This window comes from Chitinophaga sp. HK235, from assembly GCF_018255755.1.
Lineage (GTDB): Bacteria > Bacteroidota > Bacteroidia > Chitinophagales > Chitinophagaceae > Chitinophaga.
Genome location: NZ_CP073766.1, coordinates 2,729,030 through 2,749,996 on the forward strand (window position 1 = coordinate 2,729,030; position 20,967 = coordinate 2,749,996).

Here is a 20,967-nt window from a genome sequence, read left to right on the forward strand (position 1 = left end):
TTTGATTATAGCGTACCTGTGATATGCTGGAGTAAGTAGTATTTATTTTGGGAGAGAATCTTTGCCGATGCCAGTTCAAAGCGGGTTTGAAGCAGCTGTACATCTGCATCCAGGAGATCTGTCACGAGGGATGCCTGATGAAAATAAGCGCTTTTAATGATACGGGCATTTTCTTCCGCACGGGTTACATTGGTAGTGGCAACATCAATCTGCACCAAGGATTCCCTGTAACGAAGAAATGCTTCTTTCACCTGTTGACGTACCTTATCTTCTGTATCCTTATGTGTTTCTTCTTCCTTCTCCAGTTCCAGTTTTGCCGCACTCACCTTATGCATATTGTGATACAGGGAAGATATGGGAAAGGACACCTTTACCCCGCCTATGCCCACAGAATACCAACTGGGATTATACGGATACAGGAATATCTGCGGATTGGCATACCAGAAATCCCCGTACAGGCCTACCTTTGGGCGTACATTGGCACGTACCTGCTGCAGGTGAATCCGGCTGAGATCTGTTTGCTGTTCCGAAATATGATATATATAGGAATGATGAAGCGCAGCAGCGAGATAGTCTTTGTAAGACTCCGTATCCGGTGCCATCACCGCATAATCCGGGTGAAGCGGTTTGTCGTCTGGTTCTCCCAGTATAATATTCAGTTTCTGATTTGCGATGAGAATATCATTTTCAACCTTTACCAGGGTGAGCTTGCGTTTGGAGAGGTCCAGCTCTACACGGAGCACATCACTTTTCAGCACCGTTCCGTTACGATGAAATGTTTTGATTTCCGCCAGTTGTTTCTCCTGGTCAGCTATATCGCTCAGGATCAGTTCCCTGAAAATCTGTGCCTGCTGTAAATCCAGGAACAGCGCAGCCGTCTGATAACGTATCTGGGAAACAGATTCCTCCTGACGGATACCCGAGAGCTGATGCAGGACTTTATCCTCTTCAATTTTCAGGTTTAACTTATTCCCATTGTAGATGTTGAGATAAAAATCAGCGCTGGCTTTGTAGAGCGTGTGAATGACTTCATGCTGACTGGTAGGTTTGGAGAAGATACCATTACCATAGATGGGAATATTAGTCGCTTTTTCTGCGCTGCCCATTACTCCCAGTTCCGGTAGTCTTTCCATCTTCGCATCTTTTACTTCTTCTCCGGCGATGTCCGTAGCTTTCTTTTTGATGGCGATTGTGCGGCTGTAGGCTTCTGCTTTCTGCCAGGCTTCCGGCAATGTAATTTTCAGGGTATCATTTACTGCCGTTGTGTGCTCCTGTGCGAAAACGCTTAATGAATGAATTGCCAGGAATAGCCCCATGGCAATAATCCGATGTTTGTGATTCATAAAAAACAGATATCTATCATCAATATCCGGGTGCAAAATTATTACAGGATACAATTTGTCATTTCAGATAAATAGTCAATCTTTTCATCATTCCAGCCAATTTAAATTTTTACCTTTGACGCAGGACAAAAAATGTGAGTTATGGGTCTGATTGCTTCATTACCAGAGATTAATAAACAGCGGAATGCGGTATTTGTCATGCATGAGAAGTCGGAGAAGCTGATTCCGTTACATAAGCATAATAAAGGACAGTTGAGTTATGTGGAGGGAGGCATCGCCTATATTACGATAAATTATAAGACATATGTAGTACCTGCCAGGTATTTTTTCTGGATACCACAGGGAGTGCCGCATATTTTGCGGATAGGCTATTCCGCGACCGTCCTGCGATCCCTGTATTTCTATTCACATGATGACGATTCAGATCCGTTTTACACGCAGCTCGGTATTTACCCCGCCAGTGAGCTGCTGATACAGATGATTAATTACACGGAGCGCTGGGATGGCTATCATGTAACGCGTAAGGATTATAATTTCGAGTTCCTGGTTTCACTGAAAAAGCTGCTGCCACAGCTGAACAACAAGGCATTGCCCATCATTCTGCCCACCACTGATGATGAGCAGATGCAGCATATTATTAAATACCTGGAGAAAAATATAGGGGAACGATTGACCCTGGAGAGTGTGAGCAAACACTTCAATATCAGCCAGCGCACCATGTCACGGCTGTTTCAGTCGGCCTTACAGATTTCCTTTCTGCAGTTTCTGAAAACGCTGAGGATGGTAAAGGCGATAGAGATGATATTGAAGACATCACGTCCGGTGAGTGATATAGCCTACGCCGTAGGATATACCTCTGTCAGCTCTTTCAGCGATACCTTCCAGGAATTTACGCATTCACGGCCTACAGATTTCCGGAAAAACTAAACGCAAACGAATATGAACAACATTGGCAACACCATCGCCGGACTTGAACTCGCCCAAATCGGCTGGGTGGTCCCGGACATTCACGCTGCGGTAAAATTCCTTATGAACGCCTTGGGCATTGCCGGCTTTCCCCCACCGGAACATATCCGCGCGCAGGATCTGGATATGACCTACTATGGCAAGGTTGTGGCTGGTGAATGGCTCACCACTCAGACTTATAACGGAGGCACCTTCATCGAATTGGTCCAGCCTGTTTCCGGCCAAAGCATGTTCCACGACTATCTCACCCGGTACCCTGCAGGCGGAACACAGCACCTTGCTTTCCGTTTGCCGGTAAGTGATTTCGAGAGGGTCACCCATGAACTGCGTGCACAGGGGTATGCAGTCATCAGCGAAGTGGACCACCCCATTGCCCGAATGGCTTTCTTCGACACCTACCAAACGCTGGGCGTTGCTACGGAGATTATGGGCATCACGCCGGAAGGATGGATCGCCCTCGAACAATGCAAAAGGCACGATAAAGATTAAGAACAAATCACATATAAAATTTTATTATGTATAAAATAATGCGGAACTCATCCCGTTAAACTAATTTTTTTATTTAAATTCGGTCAGATCATGATTGTCATAGGCATTTAATTGTTTATTCAAACCCTCCAATAACTACGATAAACATGTTATGTAACTATCCTCAAAATACAGACTGGTGGTAACTTTCCTTCACCATTCATTTTCTTCAGCACTGTAATTTCAAGCACGGAAACTATCTTAATGAGATGAGATCTTACCTCCGCTCATTGTTTTTAATCTGAATAACAATACTTCCTGATCATTTCCTAACAAACTAAATCTATCACTATGACAGAACAAAGACAACCCCTTGGTCCTGATGTAATGGCCGGCGACCCTAATTGTCCCATTTCCATCACTCCTCAGAGTGGAATCCTCAATTATCCGGGCAGTGTATCTAATAGCAATATCGCAGATGCACAAAATGCCATTGGCCAGCTGACATTTGCTGATGTATGGAGACTACCTCCATTCAGGATAGAGTTCGGCACTGTATACCTGGATGTAAGGGGAGCTATTGCTGGCGGCGGCCGTACCTGGCAGATAGATATCAATGGCATGAACGGCAGTTCGACCATTGCCAATATCATTGTGCAGGGCAATCTGGCGACAGCCTCCACGGATGAAAGACGACAGTACGTACAACGGATGGTGCGCAGAGCGCTGGAGGAGAGTCTGTCTAACAGAAACATCATGGATGTGAATGGCCCCTGCAGATAGCGATTCCCCGGATGATCCATCCGCTTTTCTCAAAAATTGAAGCGGTTGCCTCAAAAAGTCATTTGAGGCAACCGCTAGTTCAAAGGACCTTTAGCAGGCGCTTAGTTTGTCATATGCATACTTGAAGACGATACAATTTCAACGTCAGCAAATCTCCATGCTTCATCAAATGCCGACTTTACTTTTTGTGCCTCATCGTTTTTTTTCTGAGCGATTAACGAATGGTATAGCCCTATCAACGCCCATCCGTTCTTTTTCCATGTTTGCAGATCCTTCCGGTAAACGCTTTCCGCTTCATTGTATTTCCCGGCATCCAGGAGTGCTGCGCCCAGGTAATGCCTGACAGAAAAAAACCAGTCAGGCGGTTCATTATAATTCAGATTGTCTTCTATGGCTACCGCTTCTTTAAGCAAAGAAATGGAGACATCCGGATGTTGTTGTTTTGCAGCTATTCCGGCAGACAATACCTTCACGGCTATTTGCACCAAATCAGCCGTGGTATTTATATCCCAAACAGTAAGGTGTTGAAGTGCAGAGTCGGCAGCCAATGTCCGCAGGGTGTCCAGCTCTTTTTGTGCGTCGGGTATCCTGTTCTTTCCCACAAATGCCATACCCCGTGCGTAATGCCGGATTGCCTGCGGATACACCAGATCTTCTGCCGGCGCAGGGATAGAAAGAATAGTATCCCACATTCCAAATTTCACCGCAATGTAATATGGTATAGTATAGTAATGCTGTAAGGTGCCCCATCGGGGCAAACGCATGATATCGGCTGCTGTATGTTCCTGCAGTTTTTTTGCGGCCTTCCATGCCAGCGCAGAATTGCCTTCAAGCGTAGCCAGCGCCGCCAGAAAATGATAATTATGCGGATAATAGGCAAGCGGATACGCCCCCTGCGCATGGCAGGCAACCGTGTAACTACTGTCTACTTCCACAGCATGTATATTAGAAAGGGTGCCTGAATGATAGTCGCCGGTATTAATATAAATATGTGAAGGCATATGAACCAAATGCCCGGCTCCGGGCACCAATGTATCCAGCAATCGGGCGCTTGCCAGTGCTTTTTCAGGAGTGGCAGATGCCTCCAGCGCATGAATATAGAAATGATGTGCCCCCGGATGTCTGGGGTTAATTTTGATCAGGTGTTCCAGCACCGCAAGCAATTCAGGCGTCCAGGCATGGGGCTTCTTTGTTTTCTTTTCATACAAATCCCATGGATGAATATCCATCATTGCCTCAGCATACAACGCTCCAATATCAGGGTCGGTCGGATATTGACCATATACTTTCTTCATGGCCGCTGCATAGGCCATATCCAGGGGCTTTCGATCTGATGGAGCAGGCATTTCATAGCGGGAAGCCAGTGCATGGATAAGTGCCTTTTCCTTTTGAGTGCACGGTGCAGATAGTGACTTTGCTTTAACAGCCGCCTCATAGGCGCGCTGAAAATTATCTTCTTCCATGCCTGCATTGTAATTAGGACCCAGCACATAAGCATATCCCCAATATGCCATGGCACAGGTAGCATCCAACCGTGTGGCTTCGTAAAAAGACCGCGCCGCTTCTGCATGATTAAAGCCATAAAGCAACATCATTCCCTGGTTAAAATATTCCTGCGCCTCCTTGTTGTTTGTTGAAATCCTGAAATTTATACCTTTTAATCCTTCCAACTTAGGCGCCTTTTTACCTGAAGTATACCAGTCCTTGTCTGTTATCCTGGAGGTATAGCAGAGAATATCCGGTGATTTTTTACCGGTTACCTGTGTTCCCCTTGTTTTTGTGCTGTTATGGCATGCAACGAGGAAGATAATTGAGATAAATGTTAGATAGTTTGGTTTCATTAGAAGCTTATTTTGGTTGAATTACTATTTCATAAGCTCCACATTACTTTGAACGTACTACTACAGAATAGGTATCGCGTGTTTTTAGCCCATACTAATTTACAAAATTGATTGTAAAAATGAAATATTAACGGATGAACGCAAATTTCCGATGGAGAACCGTGTCGCAAAGATTTTGGGCGATACGAGTGATGATGACCCCGGCTATGAAGCATAGCTGGGGCTATGGTTTGGACATCACACTATAGCTGCACGAATTTCGGCGCATGGCCAATAAAAGGGATAAATTCGTTCAGTACCCATTCAGTACTAAGTTTGAGATAGCTGGTAGTGGTGCCATCACTGCAACCGTACCATTCCTCCGCAAGAACATCCCTGTCAATCACCAGCTGTACATTCAATTGCTTATCCAGCATCAGGCTGAAGACAGTAACAGCACCAACATCTGTCCCAAGTATGGAATTGAGCAATTCCACAGGCGCAAAGGACAAACGGGAAATCTCCAGTTCTGCACTCAGATCACTTGTTTTAAAAGGCTTTTCTGCAGTGGTAACTACTAAATAGAAGTTTGTTTGCTGACGATTACAGAGAAAAAGTGTTTTTACCGTTTTCACGTTCAGTCTTTGATCTATCCTGACGCAGTCTTCCATAGTGATCGCAGGATCAGTATCTACCCTTTCATATTTTACTTCTTTTTCCCTGAACATTTCATACACCATCCGCTGCAATGGTGTTTTGAACTCAGATGGCTCGGTTTCTTTTATCTCACTAACAAAAAACATATCAATACTATTTCTCAATATTTAATTTACTACCATGTAGCGCCTGTAATTTATTATCATTTTGAGTAAAAAGCTAATTAACCTGTTTATGTATACTCTTCGGAATATTTAAGCAATTTCAAAATAATCCCGCATTTGTTCCATTTAAAGCCTATCTTTAATATAATTACCATCACATTAGGCTACTGCCTCGGCTTCTTCTGATTTAGTCTGGATAACTCCTCTTCTTCCTCAGTCTTCGCTTTTCCAGCTGCCGTATTTTTCATATTTAAAGTTTTACCCTTATGAACCTTTTTGTTGGCAATTTAAGTGGCCAGACAACTGAGCAACAGTTAACAGCCCTGTTTTCTCCATTTGGTATTGTACAAAATGTTAAAGTAATTATTGACAATTACACCGGCCGTTCCAAAGGATTTGGGTTCGTAGAGATGCCGGATGACGCTCATGCAGAGCGCGCTATCCGGAATCTGAACGGCACTTCCGTTGACGCGCAGACTATCGTTGTCAATGAAGCAAGGCCAAAAACGGAAAGGGATCGTTTTCCCAGGACAAGATATTAAGACATTATTTTACATAAATCTTTTATCTCCGATAAGAGATTTGTGTTGGAATCCTGCCTTGTATGGTTTCTGAAAAGGAACTGTACTTTTTTCTATTGTGTTCAGTCTGGTATTATATCGATGTCAAAGGGATGGTGATACACATGGGAAATGATAATGATAACAGCTCTGCCATTAGAAAAGCTTCTGAATACAGAAGCTTGAGTGGCCAGATAGAGAATAATCACGCAATAATGCGATTTAACTAAAACGAAGTAATTATGAGTGAATCTTTTTCAAAAAAAGAAAACAGAAAAAAGAAAGTCAGAGCGAAAGAAGACAAGATGCAAAAAAAGATGGAACGGAAAACCAACAATAATAAAGGCAAGAGTCTGGAAGATATGCTGGCTTACGTGGATGAAGATGGAAACCTGAGCTCCGTACCTCCCAAAGAAACTAAAAGAGCAGAAATAGATTCAAAAGACATCCGGATTGGCGCTACTCCCCGGCCTCCGGAAGATACCACCAGAACAGGAGTTGTTAATTTCTTTAATACCACAAAAGGATTTGGATTTATAACTGATGACAAATCCAGAGAAAGTATATTCTTTCATATCAACGATATATCAGAGCCTGTAAAGGAGAGAGATAAGGTACATTTTATACGGGAAAAAACTCCGAGAGGTTACAGTGCAATTGCTGTAGGAAAGGCTGATTCCAGGACAAAAAATTCCTGACAAAGGAATTATTGGAGATGCAGCCTTTATTGAAATACATCTACAGAAGCCAGTTAACAACATTGCAGCCAGCGGGAATTACTTTTACAGTGCTGCGCATAAATGTTGTTAACTGACTTACGTATTGCGTTTTTAGGCAACAGTCATCTCCTTCCTTGGATTATGTGTCAGCCTGATAACCTTTAAATAAGACAATAACCGGATGATATGATATACCGGATCCACCTCAAACCAACGCCGTCCGAAATTCACAGAAGATGGATGCTTATGGTGATTATTATGATAAGATTCTCCCAGCATCAATACATCCACAAACAAGAGGTTCATGGCTGTATTTCGTAACTTGAAATTGATATAACCATATTTGTGTGCAAACCAGTTAACTATCGCTCCGTGAAATGCACCCATCGACACTACAATTGGCAACAACAAATACTGATATGGATTTGTAGCAAACACAACAAAAAACAATACATAAGCTGCAACCCATAACAATCTGGAAAGACTACTGTTGGCAAACTTGTCAAACCAGATCCACTTTGGCAGATTCCTGGTGTACCGTGCCTCCACTTCCACTCTATTATGGAGAATCTGCTGATATACTGTTCTTGTACCCCACATCATCGAAAATATGTTGGACGAATTTGATGGCGAATGCGGATCCAACTCCGTATCTGTATGCGCATGGTGCAGCCTGTGCATAATAGCATAAGCCCTGGGACTCATATATGATGAGCCTTGTGTGATATAGGTAAATAAAAAGAAAAACTTTTCCCATCCTTTACTCATGGTAAACGCGCCATGAGCGGCATATCTATGTTGAAAGAAAGTCTGAGAGAACAATGAAAGATACCAAATGGTAGCAAAAAAAATAAAGATGGCCATATTTGAAATTTTTAAAAGAAGCGAGGAATAAATCTCAAATATGTCAATAGAATAAATGGAAATATAAAGCGCTACCCAGTGAGTAAGGTTATAAAAGTAGTCTTTTACTTGTTAACAAAATGGTAAATGGTGGTTATCCATGGCAAATATGCTCGCTGACCGAACATGCCATCTCTTACTAGTCAATTAAATTTTGATCTTTTAAAAAGTCAAAAATCAATTTATGACACTATCTCAAAAACTGTGTAAATCATAAAAATCGGGGTTTCGCTCCGATTTTTTAATTTTAAAGCATATACAGTTTTATGAAGACAGAAGATTTTTTATCAGACGACTTTCTGAAGCAGTTTAAAACAGCAGATCAGCTAAATAATTTCCTGGCCCAGATTCAGAAGCGGGGCATTGAAAAGATGCTGGAAGGTGAATTGGATAGCCATTTAGGCTATGATGAGCATGAGCCAAATGAAAGCGAAAATAGCCGTAATGGATACGGTAAAAAGAAGATTAAGACCTGCTATGGTGAATCTGAAATAAAAGTTCCCAGGGATCGTGATGCCAGTTTTAACCCTATGATCGTACCTAAACGGGAAGGCATGGTTCAGGGCCTTGAAGAGATAATAGTGTCTTTTTATGCCAAGGGGATGAGCGTGTCTGACATAGAAGAGCAAATAAGAGAAGCCTATAAATTTGACGTTTCGACGGCCACGATCAGCCGCATCACCAGCCGTGTGACCGAAGATATTGTCGCCTGGCAAAACCGGCCTTTAGAACCAGTTTATCTCATCGCCTGGATGGATGGCATTGTGTTCAAGGTACGGGAGAACAGCAAAGTAGTGAACAAAACCATCTATATCGCTGTGGGCCTAAAGCGGGATGGCCTCAAAGAAGTCCTGGGAATGTGGCTGGGGAAGAATGAATCAGCTGCCTATTGGATGACTGTACTTACAGATCTGAAGGCCCGTGGCCTGGAAGATATTCTAATAACGGCCACGGATAATCTTAATGGCTTTACTCAGACCATCAAATCGGTGTTCCCACAGTCTGCTACTCAGGTTTGTGTCGTACACCAGATACGCAACAGCTGCCGTTATGTAGTCTGGAAAGATAAAAAGGAGTTTACTACGGACATGAAAGATGTTTATGCAGCACCAACCAGACAAGCTGCCATGGCGGCTCTTGACGCCCTTGATGCTAAATGGAGTACAAAGTATGCATACGCCATCAAAAGCTGGCGCGAAAACTGGGAAGACCTCACTGTCTTTTTTGACTTCCCCATGGAGATCAGACAGATCATCTACACGACCAATCTCATCGAAAATCTGAACGGTAAAATTAGAAAATATACCAAAAACAAGCTATCCTTCCCTACTGACGAAGCTGTCCTTAAATCTGTATACCTGGCTTTGCGGGAAGTGTCAAAAAAATGGACCATGCCCATTAGAAACTGGGGCATGATCCTAAATCAGTTTTTAACTATTTTTGATAAAAGGGTGAGAATCTAACCTTTAATTTGATCCCCGATTTTTAAGTTTACACACTTATTGAAATAGTCCCCAATTTATCAACTTCAGAGATTTTCTCTTTATCGGAATATTTTAACCATTTGAAATTTTCTATTTCTGAACATTCTTTTAACGCTCCTTTGTAATTTGCCGTGTAGCAGGTCATTTTCACATAAACACCATCCGGGTGACTGTCTGCCTGCGCTTCAAATGTTCCTATAAATTTTAGCGTTTTCGCTTCAAGTTCAACACTAAGTTCTTCTAAAATTTCGCGACATAATGCTTGTTCATCATTTTCTCCATGTTCTCTTTTTCCACCTGGAATATAATACTTCTGTTTTCCGAGAGATTTTGTAGATAATATTGACTTATTTTTAATTTCTATCCAAGCGAGTTTATCAATTATTTTCATATAATTCTTTCTAATGTAAAATAAAAACGCCTTGTAATTTAACAACAATTACCTTTCATCAAACAGATTTTTATACTGGTCTACTTTCGCATATTGAGCTTTGCAGTGAATCATGCATTTATATTTTCAAAAGACCCATATCTCGTGAGAAGAGCATATTATCAACAACAAAACGTGATACCTGCTTTCCACTGATATCACGTTCTGCTGTAAGCTCGCTCTTAATATGCCTTGCTCAAGGCTTCATTCAGTTTCTGAACGGTTGTGTCCTGACTTGGCCTTGGGGCGTTGTTATCAAATATTTTTCCATCTCTGCCAATAATAATATAATGCGGAACACCACTAATATTAAATGCCTGGCCTACCTGACTTCTAAATCCGCCGGTGGACAAAACATGTACGCCTTCAATTTTGTCTTCTGCAATCGCCTTTTTCCATAGCGTTTCCCGATCATCAATACTTACATAAAGAAAAACCACGTCTTTATTGTCTTTAAACCGGGCATGCAATTTAGGGCTACCTTCTTTCATTTCATATCTGCAGGGACTGCACCAGCTGGCCCAGAAATCCATGTATACTACTTTACCGGCGAAATCTTTTAGCGTCACATCTCTACCATTCACATCCTTGAGGGTGAAAAACGGCGGCACGCGGCCTACGTTTGTTTTGGTAAACCTGTTGTAAGTATCCAACATCGACTTAGCATCTTCGGCGGTGGCATATTGCGCTACATATTGGTCCACCAGTGGTTTAAATACCTCCACGTCTTTGCTCCTGTCAAGTCCTCCTTCCAGTAGGGTACGTAAAGTAATACTACGGATCCTGCCTGTGTAGTTTTTTTCTATCACATGATACTTAAATGCTGTTCGCTCCTCTCTGGACATGGTACTGTCTATGGCTTTCAGGGATTTCAGCTCTTGTAACATCAGGAAATCCAGATAGCTCTGCGTAATAAAACCCAGGTACGCCCGATTAGACAGTAACTGATCATCCACGGTGATATTGTTGGCCAGGCTCCAGTAATTATCCGGAATAGCGGCCGATAATTTCCGTTCTCCGAAATTTTTTAAGTGAAAAGGCAGAAAGAGATCTCTGGATCGTTTCGTGTATAAAAAGTTAATCGACTGCTCCTTAAACTGATAAAGACTTCCTGTACCACATCCTGGGCAACCTGTTCCTGCTGAATAATGTCATAGGCTGTCTGGTACAGCTTTTTCCAATAACGCTTATACAGCTCAGCAAAGGCCTGCTCATCATCGGCCTTCACCAATGCAATCATCTCAATATCACTGAGGCTTGAAAAAGTGGTCATAAGGTTATCTACCCTTAAGTTTAGTTAAAATCAACTTCAATATTATAGATTATAATTGAAACGCAGGTATTCGAAGTTTAAATACGCCACAGCCCTTCGCTGCAGATGACGATACTCCTGGTAACCAAATACAACGTGACCGTATACCTTTGTTGTAACACCTGCCGGCATATCTTTCAAATTGAGACTGGTCCAGTCCTGACTACAAACTAAATTAGATCAAAACCAATTCCAGCTTTAAAAGCTCCAATTTTGTTTCAACTTCACCTATCTGACTCCACTTAACATTAGTCAAACACAATACGGACAAGCACTTCAGGACAGTGTAGGTTAGCATAATTTATTCATTATTCTGCCTACCTTTTCTTTACAAAACTTTACGACAAAAAACAGAAAAGCCTTGTAGAATCTGATTCTACAAGGCTTGAATTACCTAAGAGTATTTCTCTTTACTCTTGGCGGTGATCCCGCTGGTACAAATCACCATTGAATTCATTATGATGATCCAAAAAGATTTATTAGATCTTAGTTAGGGTATCACTGTTTTTACCGGGAGGTAGCGCCATCATGGCCAGTATTTTATTCCCTTTAAGAATCATCATGATGCCATAGGCCGTGGTTGCAGATGCACACCCGATGCTTATGACCGGTGTTGTCACATATGTTGGATATCCTTTGCTGAGCAATACAAATCCTACTATAGCAACCATGCAAACAAATACCCCCATAAAGTAATCAAACTTACGATTAAACACTTTTGCTAAAGGGAAAAAATGTATGCCAACAATTAATGCAATGCCAGGGATGAACCAGTTATCATGACCGGTATTTGCCAATACATTTTTCATTACTAATATTCCAACACCCTCGGCTATAAAAATAATAGTAAACCTTTTGCTCTTGGTTTTCTCATCGCCATTTACAACAACAGGTTCTTCGGGTAATTTTTTAGCCGTGGAATGAAACTTTGCATAAAAAACTAAACCCAATAAAACTATCAGGGTAAACAAGACTCCTATAAGCCAATAATCTCGACCATACAGTGTTACCTCACCAATTATCATCCACCCTATAGTAAATATAATCATAAATGATAATCCACCTAAAACACTTTCAAGCTGGCTTTTGGGGCTATTCGCCATTGTCGGATAACTCATTGTAAATATTTAAATTATTAATAATTCTCATAAATATAATGAGAAAAGAAAAATCTCACACCATTACCATGTTTCTCCACTTCCTTCCGTATGCGGAGTCCAGACAACTAACCTATATTTGCTGCTTACAAACAGTAGTATATGTCAGTACCAAACGAACTGGAATTCATTGCTCACAAATGGTTCGAAGCCTTCAATGAACATGACCTGGAAAAATTATTATCCCTGTACCACGATAATGCGATACATTACAGCCCGAAGTTGAAAATTCGGCAGCCAGCTACGGGCGGCCTTATCAAAGGCAAGGAGGCACTCCGTGCCTGGTGGCAGGATTCTTTTGAGCGATATCCTCACCTGCAATATACCTTGCATACGTTAATCGCCAATCAGGACCGGGTATTTATGGAATATCTCCGTCAGGTGCCCGACGAAGAGGATCTGCTGGTAGGAGAAGTACTGGAGATAAAAGACGGCATCATTACTTCTTCCAGAGTGTATCACGGGTAGGCGGTTAAGGAATATAGGGGCCTCCCGGTTCGCCCCATCCCCCAGCTTGGCATGGGTTGTTCTTCGTTCATTTTCAGCTCCGTTTCGTTGGAGTTGACAACGGCAATACGGGTGCCCCATTCCAGATAGCCCACAAAGGCGGAGCGGAATTCAGGATCATCGAGCAGATTCATTTCATCGGCCGTTTCCACTAGCAGCTGTACCCATCTTTTACGATGCTGTTCTGTAAGATGCTTCCCAATTGTTTTTGTATCATCTTAAAATGTGAGTTCTTTCGTACTGTAACTTAGTCCTAAAACCATTTACTGATAAGCATCTACCAGAAAAATGGATACACTAAAATTAAAACTGTTTTATGTATCCTTTTTTGTATCCTTTCAAATTCGTTTGATATGGTTTACCTTTCTATGGTACAAACAGAAAAGCCGCTTAAATCCTACGATTCAAGCGGCTTTAATATGCTTTGATTTTTTTGTTGTGATCCCGCTGGGACAAAACTCGAACCTTTTTATGTTTGATTTACGAAAATTGGCCGAAATGCGCTAATTCTCCCCAAGAACAGGGCAGCCCCTTTTGCATGCGCCTTTCGCCAGCTTAGTAAATTATTTCCCAGGCCAACCACGCAGAACTGGTAAGCCGACGGTGTACCAGGTTATTGCTTGAACCTTTCGCAAATACATCAATCGTTTGACCATCTATGCTAACAGCTGCGGGCTGTGAGGTAATGTATCCCCCGAGATCTTCCCAGGCAGACCATCCCTGCGAGACAGTATAACTTTTGTGTAGCAGATTGTTGTTGGCCCCTTTGGCGAAAACATTCATGCTCTGCGCATTCTTGCTCACCAATACAGGCGCAGTAGAAATTGTTCCGCCCAAATCTTCCCAGGCAGACCATCCCTGGTTAACGTTATACCATTTGTGCAACAGGTTATTCGCGGCCCCCCGGGCAAACACGTCTATCGTCCACCGGTCTTTGGCAATAGCAGCCGGGGCGGAGGTAAGGCTGCCACCAAAATTCTCCCAGGCAGACCAGCCCTCGTTAGCCGCCTGGTTGATGTCCCACCACTTATGATAAAGTGCATTGTCCTGGCCGGTGGCAAATACGTCTATCGTTCCCACATCTTTGCTGACAGCAGTGGGCGAGTATTTCAGATTACCGCCGAAGTTCCTCCAGGCGGCCCATCCCTGTGAAGTACTGGACCACTTTTGATAAAGGTTATTGTCGGTGCCGATGGCAAAAACATCGACCGTTTGTGCGTCCCTGGAAAGCGTGGCTGGCTGGGACGCGAATGCACCACCGAAATCGCTCCAGGGGAGCCAACCTCCAGTGTTACCATTCCAAACGGATCTATCCCACCAGCGGTAATACAATTTGTTGTCGGTGCCAACTGTAAAGAGATCGATCGAATTCTGATCTTTGGCAGAAGCAACGGGAACCTGTGCAATGTTGCCACCAAGGTCTTGCCAGGTAGACCATCCGAAGGCTTCGCTATACCATTTATGAATAACATTATTGGTGGCCCCGATGGCATATATATTGATCAAATTGCCCCCACTGGCGGGGACGACTTTGGCCGACGGTGCAGAAGTAATGGTGGCAGGGGGATTGGCGCCATACAAATAGTTCAGGGCAATCATATCGTTCGCATTGAACGGGCGGTTTACACCGTTGCCAATACAAGCCAACATCCAGCTGTTGGGATCTTCAGCAGTCGGCGTTCCGGGAATGTTGACGGCACCCATATCACCACCACCTTCATTGGGTTGGCTGGAATAGTAACAACTGTAATTGCGGTTAAAATAATCCGTGTGTCTGAACCCGATACAGTGCCCGATTTCATGTGCAATGACGGTGGCCAGGTATGCCTGATCAGGAGAATTGCCGATATTGGATGCACTCAGCACAATTGGACTTGGAGGGTTGCCACTCCCATCCGGAAAGCCGGCAGACCTTCCCAGTACCCCCGCAGGCAACGCGCCGTTCTGGATATCGATCTGGCCACCGCTGCCCACCCTTATAAAGGAGAGCCTCATCCCCAGAGCATTATACCGTGCAATAGCATCGTCAACCGCCGCAGTATAAACAGTGGGCAGGTTGGTCACAGAAATAGTGATGACCCGAGAGGCACCAGTGGTGATCAATTTAAAGGTATTATACTGTTCCGTTTTAGCGATACGCAATTTGGGAGATTGCGGCATGCTTTCGAGGTCTTTGTCTGGAAGGAAGATATCACCTTCTACTACGTAACCGCCGGCTATCTTCACTACACCATTGGTGTTGAAGCCCATCGCCTTGATCCGGTCGAGCCGATCGGTGGTAATCTCACTCCCGGGATCTTCGCGAGCGGCGTCTTTTTTACAGGAATAAAAAAACAGGGATAGAAATAGAAATGAACTGAGTAGGACACTCATGCAGATTTTCAATGGAATTTTCATACGTTCGGTTTTTTATCGGGTTAAAAATTAGTTGAAAGCTTCCCTCAGACTGTATCGGTTTTAACTAAAGTATCAAATAGTTTGTTTCTGATGTTGATAAAGAAAGTTCATTGGGGGACTTGTATCCCAATGCCTGTTGGGGTCCAGACAGGCATCAATTGTGATACTCAGTACTTCTCTGTTGTAGTCATCGATGATATTAAATGACCTGAATGTAACACCACTGCTGAGGGTATCATGCATAAAATCCATGGGCCAGGCTACATTCGGCTTTATAGGCTACAGTAAATACTCCATTATTCTTGCAGGCAGTCGTTTTTTATATTTACACCTCATATTCAATTCCATCTCTGTATAAACGCGGTAAACCCGCTTATGATTCCATTTGTGATTCAGATTAAGCAGTTAATGATGCGGACATATCCTACCAACTTACGTTTATCCGCAGGCGTTAAAGCTTTTAACTTACTGCCCAGAATATTTAAACTTCCACTAATAAAAAGCCCCTTGGCTTATGCCTTAATCCCCGCAAATATTGGCTACTGATTTGCCGGATTCCTGCTCATTAAAAATGTTGATACACAAATCAAGTAATTTTGATAGGGGAACAATGCTCAATAAATATACGGAATTGAAGAGCTGGTATCTAAAACTAATTTGCTGTTTCTTTAAACCTTAACACGAATATTTCGTATCTCAGCAAATGCTTGTTAAGCTATATAAAGTGCGGGAAGAAAAAAGAGGTTATACAATCTAAACTTGACTAAACGCTCGACTAAAAAAGCAAAACCTGCGACTAGCGCAGGTTTTAGAAGTTGTTTGTGATCCCGCTGGGACTCGAACCCAGGACCCATACATTAAAAGTGTATTGCTCTACCAACTGAGCTACGGAATCTTTAACACCCCGTTTGTTTAACGGAGTGCAAAGATAGGAATAATTATATTTCTTCCAAATTCTTTTGTAAAAAAATTTACTATTTCCCTGTAAACACCACCTTGTAGCGGATCAGCGGGTCATCTTTTTCCTGTTGATCGAAGACGTGGAGCATGTAATAATTACCGGCTACCCAGTCATTGACGGCATTATCATAGTAGGGACTTCCGGGATTTCCGCTCTGTCCGCCGGGATAGATGCCATAGGCTTCTGTTTTATCGGAGAGCTGCACCACCATGCGCCAGGAAGGGCCATGGGTCTTTTGTGTAGCGTTTACGATATGGCGGCCGCCACCGGTGTTCAGGTTCATGGCACTGAAAGCGGGGATGGCGCGGGAGAGGTGACGGATATCTGTACCACGGGATCTGCCCAGCTCCAGTTTGCCGGCTTTGTTCAGCTTGGCCAGCTCTTTGATACTGGTAGCAAACGCGCCCTGCATCAGCCCCGACAGCGTTTCTTTCTGTGGTGTGTTGATATTGTCCACGAAATGTACGGCGCTGTCGCGGAGTAACATCTGAAGGACAGTGGTAGCCTGTGGCCAGGCGAGCACGGAAGAATCTTTAGGCGTCAGCTCATCCCGGAAAATAGTATCGGAGAGATGTTCCCAGAAGTTATTGAAGATGGTAGCTGCTTTGCTATCGGCGCTGCTTACGCAGTTCCATTGCGAGAGCAGTTGCCAGTAAGGCTGTTCAGCTGCGGTGAGCGCTGCCGTATCTAAGTGTTTGCGGATAAGCGGCATGGCGGCGGCGGCAAACAGGTTTTTACTATCGTTCTGCAGCGTCATCATGTCCTGCGGAGTGATCTGGTTCATTTCACCGAGGCGGTTGTTGATACGTTCTCCGCGGAAAAGATCGAATTCACCGTACAGGGCATAAGGATAGGTATTGTCTGTAGGACGCTGATTAGCGGAGCTGACAAAACCACGTTCCGGATTTTTGATATGAGGAACTTCGGCACGAGGGATATATCCTTGCCAGGCGTAGGTGCTGTCGCTGCCCGGCATAATCCATTTACCCTGGTCTTTCCAGCGTAAGGGGAACTGACCATTATGCCAGATACCGATATCACCTTGTTTATCGGCAAATACGAAGTTCTGGGCAGGGCAGGTATAGTGTTGCAGCGCCGCTACATAATCATCGTAATTACGGGCTTTATTGAGTTTATAGAAGGCCACCAGTTCATTGGAAGAGTCCAGTGCTTTCCAGCGCATAGCAAGGAAAGGCTCATGGGAGGCTTTTTCCGGCCAGGTGTTGTCAAATACAACAGGTCCGAAAACCGTATAGGCTACGGTATCATAGATGGGTGCCCTTCCTCTAACCTTGATGGTTTCCACTCTCAGCTCAGCAGGACGATAAGTACCGTTGAACAGATATTCTTTTTTACCATTGCGGAACTGCATACGGTAATAGTCTTTTACATCTTCTTCTCCGTTGGTAACGCCCCAGGCGATATGATCGTTGAAGCCGATGATAACACCGGGAGCTCCGGGCAGCGAGGCACCGTAAACGTTCATATCAGGAGTATGTATCTGTATTTCGTACCAAAGTGAAGGGAGGCTCAGGCCCAGATGCGGATCACTGCAGAGGATGGGAGCACCGGAGCGTGTTTTGCTGCCGGCCACAGCCCAGTTGTTACTACCATTTTCCGGATTGGGTTTGTCCATCTTAAACTTCATATAGGAAGCATCGATGGCCAGCACACTATCAGGAGGAGCTACTGCTTTAGCGGAAGGAGCCGGAAAAGCAGTCCCTTTAGGGATGATAGGGTACAGCGTATCCTGAAAGTCGGGATACAACAGGTTAAAATCGGCCATGGAAAAGAGACGGCGGGCATTGGTAAACTCCAGGTCGTCGCAGAAGCCCGCCAGGTCGGCAGACATATATTTCAACAGCAGTGCCGATTTGATCACATCCCATTTTTCAGGTTTATAATCCAGTATCTTATATTCTACCGGTAAGGTAGCGGGGGTGAGTTGTGCAATGAAGGCATTGATACCATCAGCATAGGAATGGATAGCTGTGCGTGTAGCGGGGTCAGACTCCATCACGGCGACAGCTTTTTCTGCACCATAGATCATTCCGTCGCGGCGTTTGCCCCTGTCATACCTGATCAATCCAGGGCCCAATATCTCCGACAGGCGGCCTGCGGAGGCAAAGGCCTGCAACTCCATCTGCCAGAGGCGATCGCGCGCTGTCACATATCCCTGCACGTAATACGCGTCGGCTTCATTGTCTGCAAATATATGTGGTACAGCACGGTCATCGTACCAAACTTCCACTTTGCCCGTCAAACCGGGTAATACCATCGTTTCATGCGGCCGCTCTCCGATCACTTCGGCATTCTGCCAGAAGCCGGTCTGCGGACTCAATAATTTACCCATCGGGGGTAACTGGCCAAATTTGGTGCTGAACACATAGGAGAGTGACAACGTAACGGCGGCGGTTATAACAGCTGGGATGATTCTCATAAATAAATAGTAGCTCGGATGTATATGTAAAATACATCATTTTTCGTATCAACGAGCTTAACGCAATAAGACTTTTATCAACAGCTCAATTTCCACTGCGGTATTAAAACAGTGGATGACAATCCGCAGCCGCTCCTGCCCTTTAGGCACCGTAGGATGCAGGATGGCACGCACGTCCAGCCCCGCGGACTGTAACATGGCTGCTATAGTACGGGTATTTTCATTGCCTCCGGTGATCACCACCTGGATCGGTGTTTCGCTGGGGAGTAACGCCAACGGACCTACGCCCTCACGAAACTGTTTTATCCGCGCCGACAGTTCCGCCCTCGCATCGTCCATATAGGGGAACAAACTGTAACCGGCCTGAATGGCGGCAATGGCTGTTGGCGGCAACGCTGTGGAATAAATAAGCGACCGGGAGAAATTGATCAGATAATCACGTAAGGTGGATGAGCCCAACACTACCGCACCATGACAGCCCACCGCCTTGCCAAACGTATGCAAACGGGCAAAACAGGCATCTTCCAGCCCCAGCGCCTGCACCAGCCCTGCCCCCCGTTCTCCTACCACCCCCGTGGCATGCGCCTCATCGACGATCAGATGTGCGCCATATTCCTGGCACAAAGACACAATAGCCGCCAGCGGCGCCATATCCCCGTCCATGGAATACACCGACTCTACCGCCACAAAGCAATTACCACTGGCATTGTTGATCTTCTTCCGCAGGTCTTCCATATCGTTATGCCGAAACGAATAGGTCTGTGCATGTGACAAGCGCATACCATCACGGATAGAAGCATGTACCAGCTGGTCATACACCACGGTGTCCCCTTTCTGAGGCACACAGGAGAAAAGTCCCAGGTTGGCATCATAACCGGAATTATATATCAAAGCGGCATCAGCCTGGTGAAAAGCGGCCAGGTCTGCCTCTACATCGTTGATCCATTGATAATTGCCGGCCAGCAAACGGGAACCGGTACTGCCATGCGCAGCCGGACGCTCCTGCATGAGCACATGGACCTTCTCCTGTAAAGCCGCGCTACGCGCCAGTCCCAGATAATCATTGGAACAAAAATCAATGAGGTTGCCCTGCAAACGCAACTCCCGGAAAGCATGCTGTTCCCGCCGCTGCCGCAATGGTTGCAGCAAAAAGGGTTCTGGACTTCTGTGCATAAACGAATGAGCTTTTAGCAATTTAACTGATTCAATACTATCTTCGCACGACAAAAATAACCAATACCTGAAAGTTAAAACATGAGTAAAGTATCCATACTCGGATTAAAATTACCTACTGATCCCCGTTGGGTCAACCTCGCAGCGATCTCACTGCAGGACATCCTAACGGACCATGCCTACTGTGAGCAAAAAGCCGCCTCCTCCGCTATATCCCTCATCCAGCGCAATCCTGAAAGAGAAAGGCTGGTACAGGAACTGGCACCTATCGTTACGGAAGAATGGGGACACTTCAGACAAGTACTCGCCGAACTGAAAAAAAGAGGACTGCAGCTGGGCAAACAACGAAAAGATGAGTATGTAAACGCACTCATGGACAACCGCAGCAAAGGCGGACATGCCGATGATGCCTTTCTCGACGCGCTACTGATCTTCGCCCTCATAGAAGCCCGCAGCTGCGAACGTTTCCGTCTGCTCAGCGAAGGACTCGAAGATGAATACCTGCGCGAGTTCTACCGCCGCTTTATGATCTCCGAAGCAGGACACTACCGCCTGTTCATCGATCTGGCCAACGAATACTTCCCGGAAGAAAAGGTCCGCAAAAGATGGGAAGAATGGCTGAAGATGGAAGCTGAAATACTGAAAAACATTGAAGTCCGCGGTGACCGGATGCATTAATATTTTTTTATTTTTTTATTTTGGGATTTAAGAAAGCGAAATCCC

The 20,967-nt window shown here is 44.5% G+C and carries 20 protein-coding genes, 1 tRNA gene and 1 pseudogene; 8 read left to right on the top strand and 14 right to left on the bottom strand.

Translation table 11 applies throughout. From position 1 onward, the window contains the following. Positions 1 to 5: 5 nt before the first annotated feature. Positions 6 to 1,343: a TolC family protein gene (locus tag KD145_RS09150; protein WP_249219775.1), complete on the bottom strand. Its 1,338-nt coding sequence runs from the start codon at positions 1,341 to 1,343 to the stop codon at positions 6 to 8. Positions 1,344 to 1,484: 141 nt separating this feature from the next. Here KD145_RS09150 and KD145_RS09155 point away from each other — a divergent pair, with 141 nt between their 5' ends. From KD145_RS09155 to KD145_RS09165, 3 genes are all read left to right on the top strand, one after another. Continuing rightward, entirely contained in the window at positions 1,485 to 2,270 is a 786-nt protein-coding gene (locus KD145_RS09155; protein WP_113618192.1) for an AraC family transcriptional regulator, read from the top strand. Positions 2,271 to 2,282: 12 nt separating this feature from the next. Then, on the top strand, positions 2,283 to 2,798 hold the full coding sequence (locus tag KD145_RS09160; protein WP_256441289.1) for a VOC family protein: 516 nt from the start codon (positions 2,283 to 2,285) through the stop codon (positions 2,796 to 2,798). 330 nt (positions 2,799 to 3,128) lie between these two features. Further along, positions 3,129 to 3,560: a hypothetical protein gene (locus KD145_RS09165; RefSeq protein WP_212005594.1), complete on the top strand. Its 432-nt coding sequence runs from the start codon at positions 3,129 to 3,131 to the stop codon at positions 3,558 to 3,560. A gap of 101 nt (positions 3,561 to 3,661) precedes the next feature. On the opposite strand, the gene KD145_RS09170 is transcribed toward KD145_RS09165, so the two are convergent. Next, positions 3,662 to 5,401 carry a tetratricopeptide repeat protein gene (locus KD145_RS09170; RefSeq protein WP_212005595.1) on the bottom strand — a complete coding sequence of 580 codons (1,740 nt, stop codon included), beginning with the start codon at positions 5,399 to 5,401 and terminating at the stop codon, positions 3,662 to 3,664. 242 nt (positions 5,402 to 5,643) lie between these two features. Further along, positions 5,644 to 6,183, bottom strand: a complete 540-nt coding sequence (locus KD145_RS09175) for a prolyl-tRNA synthetase associated domain-containing protein (RefSeq protein ID WP_212005596.1) — start codon at positions 6,181 to 6,183, stop codon at positions 5,644 to 5,646. A 284-nt stretch (positions 6,184 to 6,467) separates the two neighbouring features. On the opposite strand from KD145_RS09175, the gene KD145_RS09180 reads away from it, so the two are divergent. Together KD145_RS09180 and KD145_RS09185 are read left to right on the top strand one after the other, a co-directional pair. Continuing rightward, complete coding sequence (locus KD145_RS09180; RefSeq protein WP_212005597.1) at positions 6,468 to 6,743, top strand: RNA-binding protein; 276 nt, start codon at positions 6,468 to 6,470, stop codon at positions 6,741 to 6,743. Positions 6,744 to 7,003: 260 nt separating this feature from the next. Then, positions 7,004 to 7,459, top strand: coding sequence for a cold shock domain-containing protein (locus KD145_RS09185; protein WP_212005598.1), 456 nt, complete (start codon positions 7,004 to 7,006; stop codon positions 7,457 to 7,459). Positions 7,460 to 7,591: 132 nt separating this feature from the next. Here the strand turns inward: KD145_RS09185 and KD145_RS09190 are convergent, their stop codons facing one another. Next, on the bottom strand, positions 7,592 to 8,344 hold the full coding sequence (locus tag KD145_RS09190; protein WP_212005599.1) for an acyl-CoA desaturase: 753 nt from the start codon (positions 8,342 to 8,344) through the stop codon (positions 7,592 to 7,594). A gap of 305 nt (positions 8,345 to 8,649) precedes the next feature. Here KD145_RS09190 and KD145_RS09195 point away from each other — a divergent pair, with 305 nt between their 5' ends. Continuing rightward, complete coding sequence (locus tag KD145_RS09195; protein ID WP_212005600.1) at positions 8,650 to 9,846, top strand: IS256 family transposase; 1,197 nt, start codon at positions 8,650 to 8,652, stop codon at positions 9,844 to 9,846. Between the two features lie 28 nt (positions 9,847 to 9,874). On the opposite strand, the gene KD145_RS09200 is transcribed toward KD145_RS09195, so the two are convergent. The 4 genes from KD145_RS09200 to KD145_RS09215 form a co-directional block, all read right to left on the bottom strand. Beyond that, a complete protein-coding gene (locus KD145_RS09200; protein WP_212005601.1) occupies positions 9,875 to 10,258 on the bottom strand; it encodes an NUDIX domain-containing protein in 384 nt (127 codons plus the stop codon). A gap of 221 nt (positions 10,259 to 10,479) precedes the next feature. Beyond that, positions 10,480 to 11,253 carry a TlpA disulfide reductase family protein gene (locus tag KD145_RS09205; protein ID WP_212005602.1) on the bottom strand — a complete coding sequence of 258 codons (774 nt, stop codon included), beginning with the start codon at positions 11,251 to 11,253 and terminating at the stop codon, positions 10,480 to 10,482. Between the two features lie 71 nt (positions 11,254 to 11,324). After that, the gene (locus tag KD145_RS09210; protein WP_212005603.1) at positions 11,325 to 11,570 is read right to left on the bottom strand and encodes an RNA polymerase sigma factor; all 246 of its coding nucleotides are present in this window, start codon (positions 11,568 to 11,570) and stop codon (positions 11,325 to 11,327) included. Between the two features lie 518 nt (positions 11,571 to 12,088). Continuing rightward, positions 12,089 to 12,727 carry a hypothetical protein gene (locus KD145_RS09215; protein WP_212005604.1) on the bottom strand — a complete coding sequence of 213 codons (639 nt, stop codon included), beginning with the start codon at positions 12,725 to 12,727 and terminating at the stop codon, positions 12,089 to 12,091. Between the two features lie 141 nt (positions 12,728 to 12,868). Between KD145_RS09215 and KD145_RS09220 the strand changes: the two genes are divergently transcribed. Continuing rightward, a complete protein-coding gene (locus tag KD145_RS09220) occupies positions 12,869 to 13,234 on the top strand; it encodes a nuclear transport factor 2 family protein (protein WP_212005605.1) in 366 nt (121 codons plus the stop codon). On the opposite strand, the gene KD145_RS09225 is transcribed toward KD145_RS09220, so the two are convergent. From KD145_RS09225 to KD145_RS09245, 6 genes and pseudogenes are all read right to left on the bottom strand, one after another. Then, positions 13,225 to 13,407: a hypothetical protein gene (locus tag KD145_RS09225; RefSeq protein WP_212005606.1), complete on the bottom strand. Its 183-nt coding sequence runs from the start codon at positions 13,405 to 13,407 to the stop codon at positions 13,225 to 13,227. The genes KD145_RS09220 and KD145_RS09225 overlap by 10 nt on opposite strands. Before the next feature lie 421 nt (positions 13,408 to 13,828). Further along, positions 13,829 to 15,670 (bottom strand): M57 family metalloprotease, encoded by a 1,842-nt coding sequence (locus KD145_RS09230; RefSeq protein ID WP_212005607.1) that lies wholly within the window; start codon positions 15,668 to 15,670, stop codon positions 13,829 to 13,831. Between the two features lie 132 nt (positions 15,671 to 15,802). Continuing rightward, positions 15,803 to 16,060, bottom strand: a pseudogene (locus tag KD145_RS32250) (IS3 family transposase); the annotation flags it as partial. 432 nt (positions 16,061 to 16,492) lie between these two features. Then, a tRNA-Lys gene (locus KD145_RS09235) sits at positions 16,493 to 16,565 on the bottom strand. A gap of 79 nt (positions 16,566 to 16,644) precedes the next feature. Then, positions 16,645 to 19,071, bottom strand: a complete 2,427-nt coding sequence (locus KD145_RS09240; protein WP_212005608.1) for a penicillin acylase family protein — start codon at positions 19,069 to 19,071, stop codon at positions 16,645 to 16,647. A 57-nt stretch (positions 19,072 to 19,128) separates the two neighbouring features. Beyond that, the gene (locus KD145_RS09245; RefSeq protein ID WP_212005609.1) at positions 19,129 to 20,244 is read right to left on the bottom strand and encodes a pyridoxal phosphate-dependent aminotransferase family protein; all 1,116 of its coding nucleotides are present in this window, start codon (positions 20,242 to 20,244) and stop codon (positions 19,129 to 19,131) included. Between the two features lie 81 nt (positions 20,245 to 20,325). Here KD145_RS09245 and KD145_RS09250 point away from each other — a divergent pair, with 81 nt between their 5' ends. Next, positions 20,326 to 20,922, top strand: coding sequence for a tRNA-(ms[2]io[6]A)-hydroxylase (locus KD145_RS09250; RefSeq protein ID WP_113618154.1), 597 nt, complete (start codon positions 20,326 to 20,328; stop codon positions 20,920 to 20,922). Positions 20,923 to 20,967: the final 45 nt, after the last annotated feature.

What these genes read in the sequence shown, in the direction of transcription:
- KD145_RS09150 (WP_249219775.1), bottom strand. Translation starts at nt 1,343, where the DNA reads ATGAATCACAAACATCGGATTATTGCCATGGGGCTATTCCTGGCAATT.
- KD145_RS09155 (WP_113618192.1), top strand. Translation starts at nt 1,485, where the DNA reads ATGGGTCTGATTGCTTCATTACCAGAGATTAATAAACAGCGGAATGCG.
- KD145_RS09160 (WP_256441289.1), top strand. Translation starts at nt 2,283, where the DNA reads ATGAACAACATTGGCAACACCATCGCCGGACTTGAACTCGCCCAAATC.
- KD145_RS09165 (WP_212005594.1), top strand. Translation starts at nt 3,129, where the DNA reads ATGACAGAACAAAGACAACCCCTTGGTCCTGATGTAATGGCCGGCGAC.
- KD145_RS09170 (WP_212005595.1), bottom strand. Translation starts at nt 5,401, where the DNA reads ATGAAACCAAACTATCTAACATTTATCTCAATTATCTTCCTCGTTGCA.
- KD145_RS09175 (WP_212005596.1), bottom strand. Translation starts at nt 6,183, where the DNA reads ATGTTTTTTGTTAGTGAGATAAAAGAAACCGAGCCATCTGAGTTCAAA.
- KD145_RS09180 (WP_212005597.1), top strand. Translation starts at nt 6,468, where the DNA reads ATGAACCTTTTTGTTGGCAATTTAAGTGGCCAGACAACTGAGCAACAG.
- KD145_RS09185 (WP_212005598.1), top strand. Translation starts at nt 7,004, where the DNA reads ATGAGTGAATCTTTTTCAAAAAAAGAAAACAGAAAAAAGAAAGTCAGA.
- KD145_RS09190 (WP_212005599.1), bottom strand. Translation starts at nt 8,344, where the DNA reads ATGGCCATCTTTATTTTTTTTGCTACCATTTGGTATCTTTCATTGTTC.
- KD145_RS09195 (WP_212005600.1), top strand. Translation starts at nt 8,650, where the DNA reads ATGAAGACAGAAGATTTTTTATCAGACGACTTTCTGAAGCAGTTTAAA.
- KD145_RS09200 (WP_212005601.1), bottom strand. Translation starts at nt 10,258, where the DNA reads ATGAAAATAATTGATAAACTCGCTTGGATAGAAATTAAAAATAAGTCA.
- KD145_RS09210 (WP_212005603.1), bottom strand. Translation starts at nt 11,570, where the DNA reads ATGACCACTTTTTCAAGCCTCAGTGATATTGAGATGATTGCATTGGTG.
- KD145_RS09215 (WP_212005604.1), bottom strand. Translation starts at nt 12,727, where the DNA reads ATGAGTTATCCGACAATGGCGAATAGCCCCAAAAGCCAGCTTGAAAGT.
- KD145_RS09220 (WP_212005605.1), top strand. Translation starts at nt 12,869, where the DNA reads ATGTCAGTACCAAACGAACTGGAATTCATTGCTCACAAATGGTTCGAA.
- KD145_RS09225 (WP_212005606.1), bottom strand. Translation starts at nt 13,407, where the DNA reads ATGAATCTGCTCGATGATCCTGAATTCCGCTCCGCCTTTGTGGGCTAT.
- KD145_RS09230 (WP_212005607.1), bottom strand. Translation starts at nt 15,670, where the DNA reads ATGAAAATTCCATTGAAAATCTGCATGAGTGTCCTACTCAGTTCATTT.
- KD145_RS09240 (WP_212005608.1), bottom strand. Translation starts at nt 19,071, where the DNA reads ATGAGAATCATCCCAGCTGTTATAACCGCCGCCGTTACGTTGTCACTC.
- KD145_RS09245 (WP_212005609.1), bottom strand. Translation starts at nt 20,244, where the DNA reads ATGCACAGAAGTCCAGAACCCTTTTTGCTGCAACCATTGCGGCAGCGG.
- KD145_RS09250 (WP_113618154.1), top strand. Translation starts at nt 20,326, where the DNA reads ATGAGTAAAGTATCCATACTCGGATTAAAATTACCTACTGATCCCCGT.